The organism is Paenibacillus enshidis, from assembly GCF_042136365.1.
Classification (GTDB): Bacteria; Bacillota; Bacilli; order Paenibacillales; family Paenibacillaceae; genus Paenibacillus; species Paenibacillus enshidis.
This window is the reverse complement of record NZ_JBHHMI010000006.1, coordinates 134694-150754: the sequence shown is the minus strand read 5'-3', so window position 1 is coordinate 150754 and position 16061 is coordinate 134694. Positions and strand designations below refer to the sequence as shown.

18 protein-coding genes are annotated in these 16061 nt (G+C 48.6%); 12 read left to right on the top strand and 6 right to left on the bottom strand.

Annotation, left to right across the window (positions count from 1 at the left end; genetic code table 11):
* Nucleotides 1-5 precede the first annotated feature (5 nt).
* Complete coding sequence (rimI, locus tag ACE41H_RS09505) at nt 6-518, top strand: ribosomal protein S18-alanine N-acetyltransferase (RefSeq protein ID WP_375354981.1); 513 nt, start codon at nt 6-8, stop codon at nt 516-518.
* Nucleotides 515-1588: a tRNA (adenosine(37)-N6)-threonylcarbamoyltransferase complex transferase subunit TsaD gene (tsaD, locus tag ACE41H_RS09500; protein ID WP_375354980.1), complete on the top strand. Its 1074-nt coding sequence runs from the start codon at nt 515-517 to the stop codon at nt 1586-1588. The genes rimI and tsaD overlap by 4 nt, the downstream gene beginning before the upstream one ends.
* A gap of 433 nt (nt 1589-2021) precedes the next feature.
* Here tsaD and abc-f read toward each other — a convergent pair whose 3' ends face one another.
* On the bottom strand, nt 2022-3977 hold the full coding sequence (gene abc-f, locus ACE41H_RS09495; RefSeq protein ID WP_375354979.1) for a ribosomal protection-like ABC-F family protein: 1956 nt from the start codon (nt 3975-3977) through the stop codon (nt 2022-2024).
* A 248-nt stretch (nt 3978-4225) separates the two neighbouring features.
* Nucleotides 4226-5341, bottom strand: coding sequence for an RNA-guided endonuclease InsQ/TnpB family protein (locus ACE41H_RS09490; RefSeq protein ID WP_375355073.1), 1116 nt, complete (start codon nt 5339-5341; stop codon nt 4226-4228).
* A gap of 356 nt (nt 5342-5697) precedes the next feature.
* Here ACE41H_RS09490 and ACE41H_RS09485 point away from each other — a divergent pair, with 356 nt between their 5' ends.
* The 7 genes from ACE41H_RS09485 to groL all read left to right on the top strand — a co-directional run bounded on the left by ACE41H_RS09485 (nt 5698) and on the right by groL (nt 10817).
* A complete protein-coding gene (locus ACE41H_RS09485; protein WP_375354978.1) occupies nt 5698-6336 on the top strand; it encodes a 5-formyltetrahydrofolate cyclo-ligase in 639 nt (212 codons plus the stop codon).
* 11 nt (nt 6337-6347) lie between these two features.
* Entirely contained in the window at nt 6348-6848 is a 501-nt protein-coding gene (gene moaC, locus ACE41H_RS09480) for a cyclic pyranopterin monophosphate synthase MoaC (RefSeq protein WP_375354977.1), read from the top strand.
* A 75-nt stretch (nt 6849-6923) separates the two neighbouring features.
* Nucleotides 6924-7424, top strand: coding sequence for a MogA/MoaB family molybdenum cofactor biosynthesis protein (locus ACE41H_RS09475; RefSeq protein ID WP_375354976.1), 501 nt, complete (start codon nt 6924-6926; stop codon nt 7422-7424).
* Between the two features lie 64 nt (nt 7425-7488).
* Complete coding sequence (tatA, locus tag ACE41H_RS09470; RefSeq protein ID WP_375354975.1) at nt 7489-7734, top strand: twin-arginine translocase TatA/TatE family subunit; 246 nt, start codon at nt 7489-7491, stop codon at nt 7732-7734.
* Between the two features lie 63 nt (nt 7735-7797).
* Nucleotides 7798-8550, top strand: coding sequence for a twin-arginine translocase subunit TatC (gene tatC / locus ACE41H_RS09465; RefSeq protein WP_375354974.1), 753 nt, complete (start codon nt 7798-7800; stop codon nt 8548-8550).
* Nucleotides 8551-8811: 261 nt separating this feature from the next.
* Nucleotides 8812-9093, top strand: coding sequence for a co-chaperone GroES (gene groES / locus ACE41H_RS09460; protein WP_375354973.1), 282 nt, complete (start codon nt 8812-8814; stop codon nt 9091-9093).
* A gap of 95 nt (nt 9094-9188) precedes the next feature.
* Nucleotides 9189-10817 carry a chaperonin GroEL gene (groL, locus tag ACE41H_RS09455; protein WP_375354972.1) on the top strand — a complete coding sequence of 543 codons (1629 nt, stop codon included), beginning with the start codon at nt 9189-9191 and terminating at the stop codon, nt 10815-10817.
* 250 nt (nt 10818-11067) lie between these two features.
* On the opposite strand, the gene ACE41H_RS09450 is transcribed toward groL, so the two are convergent.
* Together ACE41H_RS09450 and ACE41H_RS09445 are read right to left on the bottom strand one after the other, a co-directional pair.
* A complete protein-coding gene (locus ACE41H_RS09450; protein ID WP_375354971.1) occupies nt 11068-11295 on the bottom strand; it encodes a PIN domain-containing protein in 228 nt (75 codons plus the stop codon).
* Entirely contained in the window at nt 11282-11530 is a 249-nt protein-coding gene (locus tag ACE41H_RS09445; RefSeq protein WP_375354970.1) for a hypothetical protein, read from the bottom strand. The genes ACE41H_RS09450 and ACE41H_RS09445 overlap by 14 nt, the downstream gene beginning before the upstream one ends.
* A gap of 353 nt (nt 11531-11883) precedes the next feature.
* On the opposite strand from ACE41H_RS09445, the gene ACE41H_RS09440 reads away from it, so the two are divergent.
* The gene (locus tag ACE41H_RS09440) at nt 11884-12126 is read left to right on the top strand and encodes a hypothetical protein (protein WP_375354969.1); all 243 of its coding nucleotides are present in this window, start codon (nt 11884-11886) and stop codon (nt 12124-12126) included.
* 150 nt (nt 12127-12276) lie between these two features.
* Here the strand turns inward: ACE41H_RS09440 and ACE41H_RS09435 are convergent, their stop codons facing one another.
* Together ACE41H_RS09435 and ACE41H_RS09430 are read right to left on the bottom strand one after the other, a co-directional pair.
* Entirely contained in the window at nt 12277-12585 is a 309-nt protein-coding gene (locus ACE41H_RS09435) for a putative quinol monooxygenase (RefSeq protein ID WP_375354968.1), read from the bottom strand.
* 134 nt (nt 12586-12719) lie between these two features.
* Nucleotides 12720-13166, bottom strand: coding sequence for a DUF2628 domain-containing protein (locus tag ACE41H_RS09430; RefSeq protein ID WP_375354967.1), 447 nt, complete (start codon nt 13164-13166; stop codon nt 12720-12722).
* 267 nt (nt 13167-13433) lie between these two features.
* Between ACE41H_RS09430 and ascB the strand changes: the two genes are divergently transcribed.
* Nucleotides 13434-14867, top strand: coding sequence for a 6-phospho-beta-glucosidase (ascB, locus tag ACE41H_RS09425; protein ID WP_375354966.1), 1434 nt, complete (start codon nt 13434-13436; stop codon nt 14865-14867).
* Nucleotides 14868-15193: 326 nt separating this feature from the next.
* Nucleotides 15194-16024 carry a BglG family transcription antiterminator LicT gene (licT, locus tag ACE41H_RS09420; RefSeq protein ID WP_375354965.1) on the top strand — a complete coding sequence of 277 codons (831 nt, stop codon included), beginning with the start codon at nt 15194-15196 and terminating at the stop codon, nt 16022-16024.
* Nucleotides 16025-16061 lie beyond the last annotated feature (37 nt).

The following is a 16061-nucleotide window of genomic DNA, read 5'->3' as shown; positions in this document are numbered from 1 at the left end:
ACGGGATGAAGGAGTTAAGCCAGTTTCCGGGAGAGCTGACTTTCCGGTTGATGATGCTCGATGATCTACCGGATGTGATGGTGATTGAGCATGAATCGTTCACGCTGCCATGGACAAGGGAAGCGTTCCGGAACGAGCTGACCAACAATCATTTTGCCAAATATATGATGATGGAGCTGAACGGAGAGCCGATCGGTTATGCCGGGATGTGGACGATTATGGATGAAGCTCATGTTACGAATATCGCGGTCCGTGAAGCATACAGAGGCCGCAAGCTTGGGGAGCGGCTGCTGGATGAACTGATGCGGACCGCTGCCTATTTGGGTATGAAGCGGATCACCCTCGAGGTGAGAGTTTCGAACAGTGTCGCCCGGAATTTATATGAGAAAAAAGGATTTACACCGTCCGGCATCCGCAAAGGCTACTACTCGGATAACCATGAAGATGCTCTGATTATGTGGGCGGATTTGCCCAACGTGGAGAGTACGGCCGGAGAGGAAGGAAGCGAACAGAAATGAGGATACATCAAGACAGCAAAGGGAAGCAAACAGCGGAGCCCAGCTACATATTAGCGATTGAGACAAGCTGTGACGAGACGGCCGTAGCCGTCGTTAAGGATGGCAAAGAGGTGCTCTCGAATCTGATCTCCAGCCAGATTGCTACCCATCAGGCCTTTGGCGGGGTTGTCCCCGAGGTGGCTTCCCGCAAGCATGTCGAAAGCATTACGTACGTGCTGGAAGAAGCGATGGACGCTTCCGGCATTACTCCCGACCAACTGTCCGCCGTGGCTGTGACGCAGGGACCGGGCCTGGTCGGGGCGCTGCTGGTAGGGATCGTTGCCGCCAAGAGCGCTGCGCTGGCTTTTGGCAAGCCGCTCATCGGCACCCACCATATTGCAGGACATATTTATGCCAACAACCTGACGGATGAAATCATTTATCCTTGCATTGCGCTGGTGGTGTCGGGAGGGCATACGGAGCTCGTGCTGCTGGAATCGCCTGGCCGCTTCCAAGTGATCGGCCGTACGAGGGACGATGCGGTTGGCGAGGCTTATGACAAGGTCGCGAGAGCCATTGGCTACCCGTATCCGGGGGGGCCACATGTGGATCGTGCCGCGCTTGAGTCGGAGGAGGTGATTTCGCTCCCACGAGCCTGGCTTGAGCCGGATTCGTATGATTTCAGCTTCAGCGGCTTGAAATCAGCCGTATTGAATGCGGTCAACCAGATGAAGATGCGCGGTGAGACGGTCAATAAGGGAGCGGTTGCGCGCGGCTTTCAGGAATCGGTCGTCGAGGTGCTTGTGGAGAAGGCCGTCCGTGCCATGCGGCAGTTCGGCGGGCGCCAGCTGCTGTTATGCGGCGGTGTTGCTGCAAACCAGGGCTTGCGCAGAGCGCTGAGCGAACGGTGCGGGCGGGAAGGGCTGCCGCTGCTGATTCCGCCGCTGAAGTATTGTACCGATAATGCGGCGATGATCGGGGCTGCCGCTCATCTGAAATGGCAGGAGGGCCAATTCACGCCGCTGGATATGAAAGCAGAGCCAGGACTGTCCCTCGAGAATTGGTCGGTGGAAGCCGCAAAGTTCTCTTGATGTCCACCATGTAATAACGGTCAACAAAAGTGGTACCGCGAGGGTGAAAAGCCTGCCGTCTCTCCATCGAGACGGCAGGCTTTTGTGTTTTTCGCGGAAATACATACAAGCAATAAACATTTGTCAAGTTGTTAACAACGTTATCCACATACCCACATCATTTTGTGGACAAATCTGCAGAGTGCCGACCCTATAAGGATTTTTGTCGAATCCATCGGATGAAATATCGTTGATAATACATAAAGGAAAAATTGTGGATAATGTGGATAAAAAATATGGATAATAATGGGTTTTTATGAAAAATGGCGGTCTAATCATAAAAAAATGACCCTTAAGGCCATTTTTATAAATGATTTTGTATACTTATTCTGTGCATAACCTTGTGAATAAGTATATGCCGCCAATTCCAAAAAAATTGTCGATGCTGTGGCTTTTACTCCTCAATCAATTCCTCCCAGGAGGCATAGACCTCAGCAAGCTCCTGTTTATGCCCATCAAGCTGAGTCTGAATTTCCTGAAGAGCCGTATAATCCTGATAAACCTCCGGACGGGTCATTTGCTCCTCTAGCAAGCCTATGGCTTCCTCCAGTTCGGTGATGCGTTTTTCAAATGCTTCCAGCTTCCGCTTGCGATTGCGTTCTTCACGCGAAGCCTGCTTGCCGGCGGCATAGGCGGCTGCACCGTCTTTCTCCGCCCCCTGCTGGTCAGCGTACTCAGTGGAGTTATTCGGCCGGCTTGCTCTTTGCTGGATCTGCTCTTGTGCGATTTCGGCGAGTTCTTCCTTTTTGGCGATGTAGTCGTCATAATTTCCTAGGAAATGCTCGGCACCTTCAGGGTGAAGCTCGATGACCCGCTCCGCCATTTTGTTAAGAAAATAACGGTCATGTGAAATAAACAGCAGCGTACCCTCATAATCCACCAATGCGGATTCCAGCACTTCTCTGCTGAACAGGTCCAGATGGTTGGTCGGCTCGTCGAGAATCAGCACATTCGCTTCACGCAGCATGAGCTTGGCCAGCGACACGCGTGCTTTCTCCCCGCCGCTGAGCGCGGATATTTTCTTAAGCACATCCTCCCCGCTGAACAGGAAGCTGCCGAGTACGGTTCGAATGCGCACCTCCTCCAGGTGTGGATACTCGCTCCACAGCTCCTCCAGTACCGTATTGGCAGGATTCAGGAGGGTATGCTCCTGGTCATAATATCCGATTTTTACTTTGGTTCCCCAGCGGATCGAGCCCAGAGAAGGCTTCAGAGACCCGGTCAGACATTTCAGGAGTGTGGACTTGCCAATCCCGTTTGGGCCGATCAGCGCGGCAGTTTCTCCGCGGCGCAAGCTGAAGGTCACGTTGCGGAACAGCGTTTTACCGGAATCAAAGGTGACGGACAAACCTTCCACATCCAGCACTTCCTTGCCGGACATAAAGGCAGGCTCAAATGAGAAATTCGCCTTCTTCAGCTCTCCCATCGGTTTCTCGATGCGCTCCATGCGATCAAGTGCCTTGCGGCGGCTTTGGGCACGTTTGGTCGTGGAGGCACGGACGATGTTGCGCTGTACAAACGCCTCCATGCGGGCAATTTCGTCCTGCTGCTTCTCAAATTGCTTCATCTGCGCTTCGTATTCCGCGGCTTTCAGTTCAATATATCTGGAGTAATTGCCCGTATATCTTGTCGAACGGTGGCGCTCGATTTCAAAAATGGTCGTCACCAGCCGGTCAAGGAAATAGCGGTCATGGGAGACGACGAGCAGCGCGCCGGGATAACCGCGCAAATAATCTTCGAGCCAGGTGAGCGTTTCAATATCAAGATAGTTGGTTGGCTCGTCCAGCATGAGCAGATCAGGGGCCTGCAGCAGGATGCGGGCCAGAGCCAGTCGCGTTTTCTGACCGCCGCTTAATGTGGAGACCGGGGTTTGCGGATCAAACGAGCCGAAGCCCATGCCGTGCAGAACGCTGCGGATGCGGGTTTCCATTTCATAGCCGCCCCGGTCCTTGAACCAGTCCGAACGTCTGGCGTAACGTTCAAGCAATTCTTCATAAGCCTTCCCGTTCGCCATGGATGCGGGGTCCGCAATCTGCTGCTCCATCCGGCGCAGCTCCGCCTCCGCTTCCAGCAGGGGCTGGAATACCTGCAGCATTTCATCCCATATCGAACGCTCCGAGTTCAGACCGCTGTTCTGAGCCAAATACCCCAGCGTCGTTTCTTTGGATTTATATATTTGTCCGCTGTCGTAAGACAGTTCCCCGGCGATAATCTTGAGCAAGGTGGATTTGCCTGCGCCGTTTACCCCGACGAGCCCAATCCGCTCACGTTCCTGAATCTGCAAATTCACACCGTCCAGGACAGGGTCCACCTCATAAGCTTTAACAATTCCTGTTACTTGCAGCAGCATAGCCTGTATCCTCCATTACAATTTGGTCTGCATCCCCGATCCGGGTAGTAGGCAGACCACCTCCAGTTTACATCAACAACTCATGACTCAAGTCACGAGCTTGTCTCTGCCTACTTCGTAGACAGTGCTTGCGCTTCGCACCAGCCTTTTAGACTTATTCCTAACCGGTAGTGCAAACGCACCTCACAGTGCTCCTACCTTAGCGTGATGGAACATCAGGACGGTTGACCTCGCCCCTACAACAAGAGTTATACTCCTGCTGCAACTGTACCGATGTACTCGATCCCTTTGCGGTACAGATTCATAGCGCCAACTCGGTCATCGTTCGAACGATAGCGACAGGTTCGGCATTCAAAGCTATGCGTCTTTTTGTTTCGATTTTCCCGTTCAATATGCCCGCATTTTGGGCAGGTTTGGGAAGTATATTTAGGGTCTACTGCGATGACTTGTTGTCCGTTCAGTTGAGCCTTGTACTCCAACATTTGACGGAACTGGTGAAATGCCCAGGAAACCAGCACATAACGATGGCGAACACATACCTTTTCAGTTGCTGAACGGACATGCTTTAAATTTTCGATTACAAAAAGAGTCCCTTTCGGATACGTTTCAACGAGTGCCTTTGTTATCTGATGGTTGACATCGGTAACATAACGGTTTTCTCTTGAACCGATTTGCTTGAGTCGTTTACGTGCAGATGGAGTTTGTCTCATCTGAAGTTGTTTGCGTAAGGCTTTATACTGACCTCGTTTGTGTTTAACTGTTCGTCCAGGATAAAACGTCGTCTTGCTTTGACTGTCGTAGGTTGTGGCAAGAAAGTTGATTCCGAGGTCAATTCCAACCATATGCTTGACCTTCGTAAAGTCGAATTCAGGGAATTCTTTGGTCATTGGAATATGCAAGAACCATTTCCTATGTTTATATACGAGTTTGGCCGTACCAAACTTCCACGTCCCATCAAAGAAGTGTTGCATTCCTTGTTTTTCGTAACAAAGCTTCAAGCGTCCGTCCAGTGTATTTATGCTAAACCTGTTATGGTTCAAAGAGTAATCTCGATTCCATACCAGATCATATTCAGGACATTTGAATTTGACCAGGTTCCAATCGTGCCCGTTGGATCGAGCGGATGTATAGCGGGCGATGACGGTTTTGATCACCGATTGTGCCATTTGACTTTTCAAACGAAAACGGTTTCGAAGTTCTTGATAGTACAAGTCATTGAGTGTACGCTGATTTATTTCTTTCGTTTGAAAAACAATAGCGGAAAGATAATTACAAGCTTCACGATAGGTGTTGGTTGTCTTGATAAGCATTTCCGTATGTTCATGCGGGACATAGATTTGGATTTTTGCTGTAATGGTAGATATCTGATTCACCTCTTCTCACTAAATTTAGTATAGCATATGATCCAATAAGAAATGGTTGAATCTTCATGACCGGAAGGAGGAAGCATGGAGTTTTCGGCTTTCGGAGCTACCAGAGGGTAGCCCTCATGCCGAGCGCAATTCCTCACACAACTAAAGTCGCGTGTATCCATGCGCGGTTATGAAATTCATACTCGTGGACAGTAGTTTAAATCGTGAGCTCCTCAAGCTTGTGGTCATTTTCCATAATCAATGATAAACTAAAACAAGTATGTTGAAAAAGCGCGGCTGATTCGGAATGCGTGCTATGCACCCGTCCGCGCGTAATTTTGGAAGGCCTCGTCCGGAAGGATGAAAAGATGGTGGACATTCGTACGATCAAGGCAAGACTGCGGGCTGATATGCGGAGCCTGCGCAATGAAATGAGTCCTGCTGAACGGCAGCGGGCAGCTGCCGACGCTTGTGGTCATGCCATTCAGCAATGGGAAGAGCTGCGGGAGGGCAGCGGGAAAGAGCGCCTTACGGTGTTTACCTACTTGTCCTTCGGCAGCGAGCCAGACACCACTTTGCTAATCCAGCATTGCTGGTTGCGTGGAGATCTTGTGCTTGCTCCCAGGGTGAACAGGGCAGCAGGCAGATTTGAGCTGAGGGTCATCGAGGATGCGGGCGGGCTTGCTTCCGGCAGCTGGGGAATACCTGAACCAGACGAGACTTGTCCGCTGTGGCCGGTCGGGCAGTGGGCGCAGCTTGATTGGGTGGTCGTGCCCGGGCTTGCTTTTGACCTCTCAGGAGGGCGTATCGGATACGGCGGGGGTTATTATGATCGTTTTACTGAGACACTTCTGCAGGAATGCGTCCGTACGGGAGCGGCCGGACCTGCCTTTGTTTCGCTTGCGCTGCCCGGACAGATCATAGGCCATATTCCGATGGAGCCCGGGGATTTAAGAGTAGACAAGCTGATCACCGCAGAGGGCGTCATCAGCACGGGAGAAGGGTAGGTGTTATCTGTATGGAGTCATTCACACATTTTAATGGGCAGGGCAGGGCACGGATGGTTGACATCTCGGATAAAGCATCCAGTGTCCGCACTGCTGTCGCGGTTTCCAAGGTCACGATGGCTCCGGCGACGCTCGCGGCGATCAAGGAGGGCTCAGTTGGCAAGGGAGATGTGCTGGCTGTGGCGCAGATTGCCGGAATCCAGGGAGCGAAGAAAACATCCGACTGGATTCCCATGTGTCATCCGCTTGCTTTAACCGGTGTCAATATCACATTTGCGGATAATGGGGTTGATAAGCTTTTTATTGAAGCAGAGGTAAGAAGCGAAGGCAAAACAGGGGTCGAGATGGAGGCGCTGACCGCCGTGTCGGCTGCCGCGCTGACCATCTACGATATGTGCAAGGCGCTGCAGAAGGACATGGTGATTGGGCCGACTTTGCTGAAGTCCAAAACCGGAGGCAAGAACGGCGACTTCATGCGTGACGTCACCCGCGATATCAACGGCAGCAACTAGTAATCGTGGTATAATCGGGCCTTGATTTACGGCCAGGCCATAATCAGAGGATGAAGATAGGAGAAGGGTGATCTTATGGTGTGGAAAACAGCGATCCTGACGGCCAGTGATAAAGGGGCACGCGGAGAACGTGAAGATACGAGCGCACAGGTCATCCGGGAATTGGTTGAAGAAGAGCTGGGTGGCGAAATTGTCGAATACAGAATCGTTCCCGATGAGCCTGATGAAATTATTGCCGCTTTAATAGAAATGACGGATTATTTTCATGCGGATCTGGTACTGACCACAGGCGGGACGGAGCTTGCAATCCGGGACATTACACCGGAAGCGACCCGCCGGGTGATCGAAAGGGAGGTGCCTGGTATGGCCGAAGCGATGAGAATGACGGTCATGCAGAAAAACCGGGCCTCCATGCTGTTTCGGGGCATTGTGGGCATTCGCGGACGCTCGCTGATCGTGAATCTGCCGGGAACGCCGAAGGGAGTGCACGAGAATCTGGCTGCCATCATGGACCAGTTGCCGGAAGCCCTGCTTATGGTTACAGGACAGTTTAGCAGCCGATCCGGCAAGCGATGATGCTGAAACAGCAGGAGGCTTGGCCGGATTTTGCCAAATCCAAGCTACCAGGGAGGAAGGCCGTATGGGTTTCGGAGGCATAGGAACATCCGGATTGATTCTGCTTGTTGTGCTGGCGCTGCTGTTGTTTGGCCCGAACAAGCTCCCTGAACTGGGGCGGGCTGTAGGACGCACATTTCGCGAGTTCAAGAACGGGGCGCGGGATCTGATGTCAGAGGAAGAGCCCAGGGGCGGGAATCCTTCCTCCCCGGTCCGGGGGTCTGGAGACGCTGACCGCACGGCGGACAAACGGACGACAGATCAGCCATGACAGCTTTTATTGGTCCTTTCTTCGGGAAGGGCTTTTCTTGTCAATTCGCAAGGTGGTGAAAGCATGCCGGAACCGCAAGAACAGGAAATGACCATTGCAGGCCATCTGAACGAGCTGCGAAGCCGAATTATAAGGGTTCTGCTTGTTTTTGCCGCCGCGCTCGTTGCAGGCCTGGCCACGGCTGAGCCTGTTTACCGCTGGATATTGTCGGCGGGACAGCAGAGGGTCAGCATTGAGCTGCATGCGCTCTCTCTGTGGGACGGTATCGGCATCTATATGAAAATTGCGTTTCTGCTGGCGCTGGCCGTATCCCTTCCATTTCTGCTTTTTCAGATCTGGAAGTTTGTCAGCCCTGGCCTGAAGGCGGTTGAACGTTCAGCCGCGCTGCGCTGTGTTCCTTACGTGTTCTTCCTTTTTGCTGCGGGGGCTGTATTTGCCTATTTTGCAGTTGTGCCGATGGCTCTTTATTTTACGGCCTCCATCAACCGGAGCATGGGGCTTCATGAAACGTATGGCGCAGCCCAGTATTTCAGCTTCGTATTCAATATTGTGCTGCCTGTGTCGCTGCTGTTCGAAATGCCGGTGCTGGTCATGTTCCTTACCCGCCTCGGCCTGCTCACTCCCGGGCGAATGCGCAGATGGCGCAAGATCGCTTATTTTTCACTGGTATTTATAGCGGTGGTTATAACGCCCCCGGATTTTATTTCTGATCTGCTTGTTGCGGTTCCCCTGCTGCTGCTTTACGAGTGCAGTGTCTATATATCGGCTGTGGTATACCGGAGGCAGCTTCAGCGCAGCGCCCACAGAAACGATTGAACCTCTTCATGGCCTTGTACGCGGTTGGCATATTTGGGATTTAACTGTATACAATGGGAGAGGGGATGTCCAACCCGCAGATTTTGTGGCAGGGTAGTTTTTTTTCGTTAAAGGTCGAGAAAAATTGTCATAAGGACTTGAAATTGATTGCCAAGTTGAGTATCATGAAGTTGGTTGTTAGCACTACACTGAGTCGAGTGCTAATACATATGAGAACAACCGCATATCTGAATACACATTTGAATAAGGAGGCTATTTTTCATGATCAGACCTTTGGGTGAACGCGTATTGGTGGAAGCGATCGAGCAGGAGACAACAACTTCTTTCGGTATCGTTCTTCCGGACTCCGCTAAAGAGAAGCCGCAAGAAGGCAAAATTATTGCGGTTGGGGCGGGAGCATTGAAAGACGGTGTGCGCATTCCTCTGGAAGTGAAAGAAGGCGACTGTGTTATTTTCTCCAAATACGCTGGAACAGAAATCAAATACGAAGGTAAAGAGTATTTGATTATGAAAGAAAGCGATATCCACGCCATCATCGGTTAATCGGGGCCGAACCCGTAAGACCTGAACTATAGCATGACGGGTTTCTGTGAAGCCTGCATTGAATATTCCATAATCCACAGGGAGGTTTTACCATAATGGCTAAAGAGATTAAATTCAGTGAAGACGCTCGCCGCTCCATGCTGCGCGGTGTAGACGCATTGGCTAACGCTGTGAAAGTAACACTCGGACCTAAAGGCCGCAACGTTGTGCTTGAGAAGAAATTCGGAAGCCCGCTCATCACGAATGACGGTGTAACCATCGCCAAGGAAATCGAACTGGAAGACGCTTTCGAGAACATGGGCGCCCAGCTCGTTAAAGAAGTAGCGACCAAAACAAATGACGTTGCAGGTGACGGAACAACTACAGCTACCGTTCTGGCTCAGGCTCTGATTACAGAAGGTCTGAAAAACGTAACTGCAGGCGCAAGCCCAATCGGCATCCGCAAAGGTATCGACCAAGCGGTTAAAGCAGCTGTAGCTGAACTGGCGTCCATTTCCAAGCCAATCGAAGGCAAACAATCCATCGCTCAGGTTGCCGCAATCTCTGCAGCTGACGAAGAAGTAGGCGAGCTGATCGCTGAAGCAATGGAAAAAGTGGGCAAAGACGGCGTTATTACTGTAGAAGAATCCAAAGGCTTCGCTACAGAGCTGGAAGTGGTTGAAGGTATGCAATTCGACCGCGGCTACATTTCCCCATACATGATTACAGACACGGATAAAATGGAAGCTGTGCTGGAAAACCCGTACATCCTGATCACGGACAAAAAGATCACGAATACACAGGAAATCTTGCCACTGCTTGAGAAAATCGTACAGCAAGGCAAACCGCTTGTTCTGATCGCAGAAGACATTGAAGGCGAAGCGCTGGCTATGCTCGTAGTGAACAAGCTGCGCGGCACATTCAACGCAGTTGCTGTTAAGGCTCCTGGTTTCGGTGACCGCCGCAAAGCTATGCTGCAGGACATCGCTGCTCTGACAGGCGGTCAAGTGATCACAGAAGAGCTTGGTCTGGATCTGAAATCCGCTACGGTTGACATGCTGGGTACTGCACGTCAAGTGCGTGTAACCAAAGAAAACACGATCGTGGTTGACGGGGCAGGCGACAAAGCCGACATCGATGCACGTGTAAGCCAAATCCGCACTCAACTGGAAGAAACTACTTCCGAATTCGACAAAGAAAAACTGCAAGAGCGTCTGGCTAAACTGTCTGGCGGCGTAGCAGTCATCAAAGTCGGTGCGGCTACTGAAACTGAACTGAAAGAGCGCAAGCTGCGCATCGAAGACGCCCTGAACGCAACCCGCGCTGCGGTTGAAGAAGGTATCGTATCTGGCGGCGGCGTGGCACTGCTGAACGTATACAACGCTGTTGCAGGAGTTCAACTGCAAGGCGACGAGCAAACAGGCGTGAACATCGTACTGCGTGCACTGGAATCCCCAGTCCGCACGATTGCTGCCAACGCTGGTGAAGAAGGATCTGTTATCGTAGAACGCCTGAAGCGCGAAGAAATTGGCGTAGGCTACAACGCTGCAACCGGCGAATGGGTGAACATGATCGAAGCAGGTATCGTTGATCCTGCCAAGGTTACACGTTCCGCTCTGCAAAACGCAGCTTCCGTCGCGGCTATGTTCCTGACTACAGAAGCGGTTGTCGCTGACAAGCCAGAACCAGCAGCTCCAGCAGTCCCAGATATGGGCGGCATGGGTGGAATGGGTGGCATGATGTAATAAAGGCTGAAAGGCCTTGTGCATCAACGATCCTTCTTCAGAGGAACGCCGTTTGACCACATTTTGATCACATTGAATTAAAAAAGGCTTCTCACGAGTTCGAATTGAACTGTGAGAAGCCTTTTTATTACGCATTGCGCAGTTCATCAAGCAACTGGTTAAGCTTCTTATCAAAAGTGAAAACGGCATGTGAGTCAACAAAATCGATTTTGATTTCACTGTAGACATTTAAAGCTTCGACTAGGATACTTCAGTCATGTGTTGTAATGTTGCTATAAGTGAGCAGGTTCTGCAAGGTATCAAAGATATTGACACGTTCGACTTTATATACCTTTTCCAACACATATACGACTTCGGCGATGACTTCGTTCGGGATAAAGATACGATGGTTTTCAATTTTGTCTCTAGCTTGTTCAATGAACTGAACCGCATCTTGAAGCAAATAACGCAGTATTAAATTTGCATCAACGATGTTCATGTTTTTCTTGCACACCCTTTTCCCAAGCGCCTTGTTCGAATTGGATTAAATCCAAATTGGCGTATTGTTTTAGAGCACCTCTGGCAGTGTGGGAAGAAGGTATGGAACGTCTCAATAGAGAGGAGTCTCCGATAGGCAATATGATTAATTCAACATCCTGATTCTGAAGGTCTTCAGGGAGATCGACGATATGCTTTAAAGCAGCGCTGTTTGTAATTTTTCTGACGAAGTTCATGTTAATCACCGTCCTTCTCTTAAGAATAGCTTAAATGGGAGTGCCTCACAATTGTTGGATTTAGTCTATGGATATTAGTTGCTGTAGCTTTTGCCTCTTTGGCAATTGGCATTTATGGAATGAACGCTAAATAATCTGTACTTTTAAGATATCTTCGGTTAATTAAAAAAGACATAACACTCGAGGTACGCCAGTTTGGCGTGCTTTTTTTGCTTATTTGTTGTTTTTTGGATTTAAATTAGGTAAAAGCAAAGGCAAGGAGGATTTGAATGAATAGAATAATCACGAGCCAAAAAGCTCAATGAAATGATATAAGACAAGCCGGGGCTGCTTCGGCTGAGGAGGGGACAATCATGAATAATTTTGATTGGAAAAGAAAGGTGGCGAGCCGGAAGTTTTGGGCGCTTCTCGCCGGTCTTGCCACTTCTGCTCTGACGATTTATGGCTACTCCAGCGATTCAGAAGTGACAGTGAAAATCGTCGGGCTCATCGGCGCTTTCGGCTCTATCGCCATTTATATGCTCTCCGAAGCCTATGTTGACGGCCAGTCTGCAACCAAGTCTGCAGGAACCAAGCCAGATGAGGACACGAAGTAAATAAAATCTAAGTGTTTGGAATTTTTCATGAATAGATCTTGGCAGTAATGATGGAATGTACCCCTTAGAATAAACATTTGCAAAATCATTCGAGGGATATTGCAATGTTCTAAGGGGTACTTTTTTGAAGTGAATTTCGGGAACGATCTGTCAGGAAATGATTCCTTTTCCTCCAAGGGGCTTCAATTCTACTGCTTCTATTCCATCGATTAAAGGTTTTGCACGTTGAATTGCAGCTTTTGTTTCTTCAAGGGAAAGGGACGCTTTATGAGCTTCTGAGCTGCTCCATACCTCTGTTACCCATACTGCGTTTGGATCCGTTTCTGGCACACTAACGATGTATAGTTCACAGTCTTTTATCGACTGCAGGCCAGCGGCTGCTTCCAATAGTATGTTAGCCAACACATCCCTTTGGCCGGTCTTGGCGGTGAATATGGCTTGCATTCCATATTTACTCATATGTATCAGCTCCTTTACTATTTAGCTGGATTATATAAGGCTATATCCTTGTTCATCGTAGTATTTCCATTTGTGGTAAATAAATATAAGTTGTGGACTTAGTTTGATCCTCCCTACATCACAGAATATGAAATTCAGGCGAGAAAAACTTGAAAAATTACATAATGGATTATGCCAATCCCCAGCGGAATAAGGATGGCTGCTCTTAAGTTGGTGCCGCCCTGATCATAGAATTCCGGAATACGCGCAGAATCGTCGGCATATGTTTCGCAGATTCGGCTGATCTTCTTTTCTGCATACTTGAGATACATAGCATTGCCGAACATGCCAAACAAAATGGATACTGTCCAGTTAATTATAAATACGGCCCAGGAGGATGGAATAAGATACTGGACGAGTATCGTAAAAATGGAATAGACGAAGCCTAACAGATACATCTTTCTATAAAACAACCAGAAGGAAGTCAGAAAAAATGCTGCCCAGTTCCAATGAACCTTTTTGTGCCTGGAATCAACAAAGTAGTTTTTCATGGTGAAAACTCTCAGATTTTCATCCGTAACGAATTGCTGCCTTTCATTCACAAGCAAACACCTCCTTTCGGGCTCTCTATATTATACACTTTATAAGGCATTGAGGTTCACTGTAATGTATCCGCTTCCTTATTGACTTTGCCCAAAATAGTTGTTAGAGTTATAAACAAGTGAAAATGTTTCATGGAATGTTACCGAGAGGGCATAACCTGGACCGACCTGATTACACGACACGTGTATTCAATTTCGGCTCAGGTTTTTTCTTTATCCGGCCCTGCCAGTTTGGCTAATACAATACTTAGCAAAGGAGTCTTAACCATGTCCAACAGTGTCTTTCCTAGTGATTTTTTGTGGGGCGGAGCCATTGCCGCCAATCAGGCGGAAGGAGCCTATCTTGAAGGCGGCAAAGGGCTGACCATCGTTGATTTATTGCCTACAGGCGAACATAGAAGAGCGATTATGAAAGGCAATGTCCCGTCCTTCACCCCGCTGAAAGGGGAATTCTATCCTTCTCATGAAGCAATTGATTTCTATCATCGTTATAAAGAGGATATGGTCTTGTTTGCCGAAATGGGCTTTAAAGCCTTGCGTGTCTCGATCTCCTGGGCACGTATTTTCCCGACAGGAGAAGATGAGACGCCGAATGAAGCAGGGCTGCAATTTTATGATGATCTGTTTGCTGAAATGCTTAAGCACAATATTCAGCCGGTTGTCACCCTTGCTCATTTTGATGTGCCGGTTCATTTGATCGAAAAATACGGGAGTTGGAGAAACCGCAAGCTTGTCTACCTGTTCGAAACGTATTCCAGGACCGTCTTTAACCGCTATAAAGACAAAGTGAAATACTGGATGACCTTCAATGAAATCAATATGCTGCTGCATCTTCCGTTCCTGGGCGCGGGTCTCGTATTTAAAGAAGGGGACCATATCAAGGAAATCCAGTATCAGGCCGCGCATCATCAGCTCGTTGCCAGCGCACTGGCTACGAAAGCATGTCATGAAATCATTCCGGATGGAAAAATTGGCTGCATGCTCGCTGCAGGCAGCTTCTATCCTTATACCTGCAACCCGGAAGATGTCTTCCAGGGGATGGAGAAGGATCGTGAGTCCTATTTCTTCATTGACGTTCAGTCACGCGGAGAATATCCGGGTTATGCCAAACGTTTCTTCAAGGATCATAACCTCAACATCGTCATGGAACCGGAAGATGCAGCCATTCTGAAAAATCATACGGTGGATTATATTGGCTTCAGTTACTACTCCAGCCGGACCACGAGCACAGATCCGGAGGTCGTCAAAAACATGACCAGCGGCAACGTCTTCGGCTCCGTGGCCAATCCTTACCTGGACAAATCCGAGTGGGGCTGGACGATCGATCCAAGGGGCTTCCGCATTACAGCCAACCAGCTGCATGACCGCTATCAAAAACCGCTGTTTGTGGTAGAGAACGGGCTCGGGGCTAACGATGAGGTTTCACCTGATGGGGAAATCAACGATGATTACAGAATTGACTACCTGAAGCGGCACATCGCTGAAATGGGCGAAGCCATCAAGGACGGCGTAGAGATGATTGGATACACCAGTTGGGGGCCGATCGATATCGTTAGCGCATCCTCCGGTGAGATGAAGAAACGGTACGGATATATTTATGTGGACAGGGATAACGAAGGAAAAGGGACTTTGGCAAGGAGAAAGAAGAAAAGCTTTGACTGGTATAAAAGTGTGATTCAATCCAACGGTGCTGATCTCTAAGAAATGAATAAGCATACTGCAAAACGTAAGTAAAGCTGCCTGAAAATGAAAACGTAAATCCCTATTCCATAAGGATTTGCGTTTTTGTTTTGCACGAAATGAAAGCGTTGACAGAAGCTTAATGCCGCTATATACTTAACTTAGTTAAGTGAATATAACATTAGGATTGTTACTGTACGCAGGCAAAACCTAAGGTGCAAAATGTAAGATCAAAGGGTCTTATTTATTTTGTAATGCTTAGGTTTTTTGTGTGTTTATAGAGAGAAAGCAGGGCATGATCATAGGATCGGAGACATATGCAGGGGCATACAAAGGGGCGGAAGATCGTGAAGATAGCGAAGGTCATTAACAACAATGTCATAAGCGTAAATCAGGAGGATGGCGCTGAGCTTGTAGTCATGGGAAGAGGGCTTGCCTTTAAGAAAAAGCCTGGCGATGAAGTGGAAGAAGACAAGATCGAAAAGGTCTTTGCTTTGAAAAACAAACAAACATCCGACAATTTTAAAATGCTTCTTCGTGAGGTTCCCATCGACCTGGTCGTCGTGGTTGAAGATATTATCAACTATACCAAAAATACATTGGGTAAAAAGTTGAACGAGAATATTTATGTGTCCCTGACGGACCATATCAATTTTGCCATGGAGCGACAACAGCAGGGGTTGGAAATCAAAAATGCCCTGTTGTGGGAGATCAAGCAATTATATAAAGAAGAATTTCAGGTTGGCAAGAAGGCGCTCGAACAAATAAATCATAAATTTAATATCGAGCTGCCGGAGGATGAAGCCGGGTTTATTGCCATTCATATCATCAATGCGGAAATGAATGAAGAAGTCGTGAACACCATGAACATTACAAAGTTCATCCAGCAAATTATGACGATTGTGAAATATCATTTTAAAACCGAATTTGATGAGGATTCTTTAAGCTATTTCCGCTTTATTACCCACTTGAAGTTCTTTGCCCAGCGTGTCTTTAAAGGCACACATTATGAAAATAACTACGATTATTTATATAAGATGATCAAAGAGAAGCATAAAGAGGCCGCGGAATGCACGGAGAAAATCAAAAAATTCGTCAAGAAAGAATACAAGCACGAGCTGACGAATGAAGAAATGCTTTACTTAACGATCCATCTCGAACGAGTAGTGAATAGATAATATGTTGGAGCGCATGAATCGGATGTTGCAGGCGAGC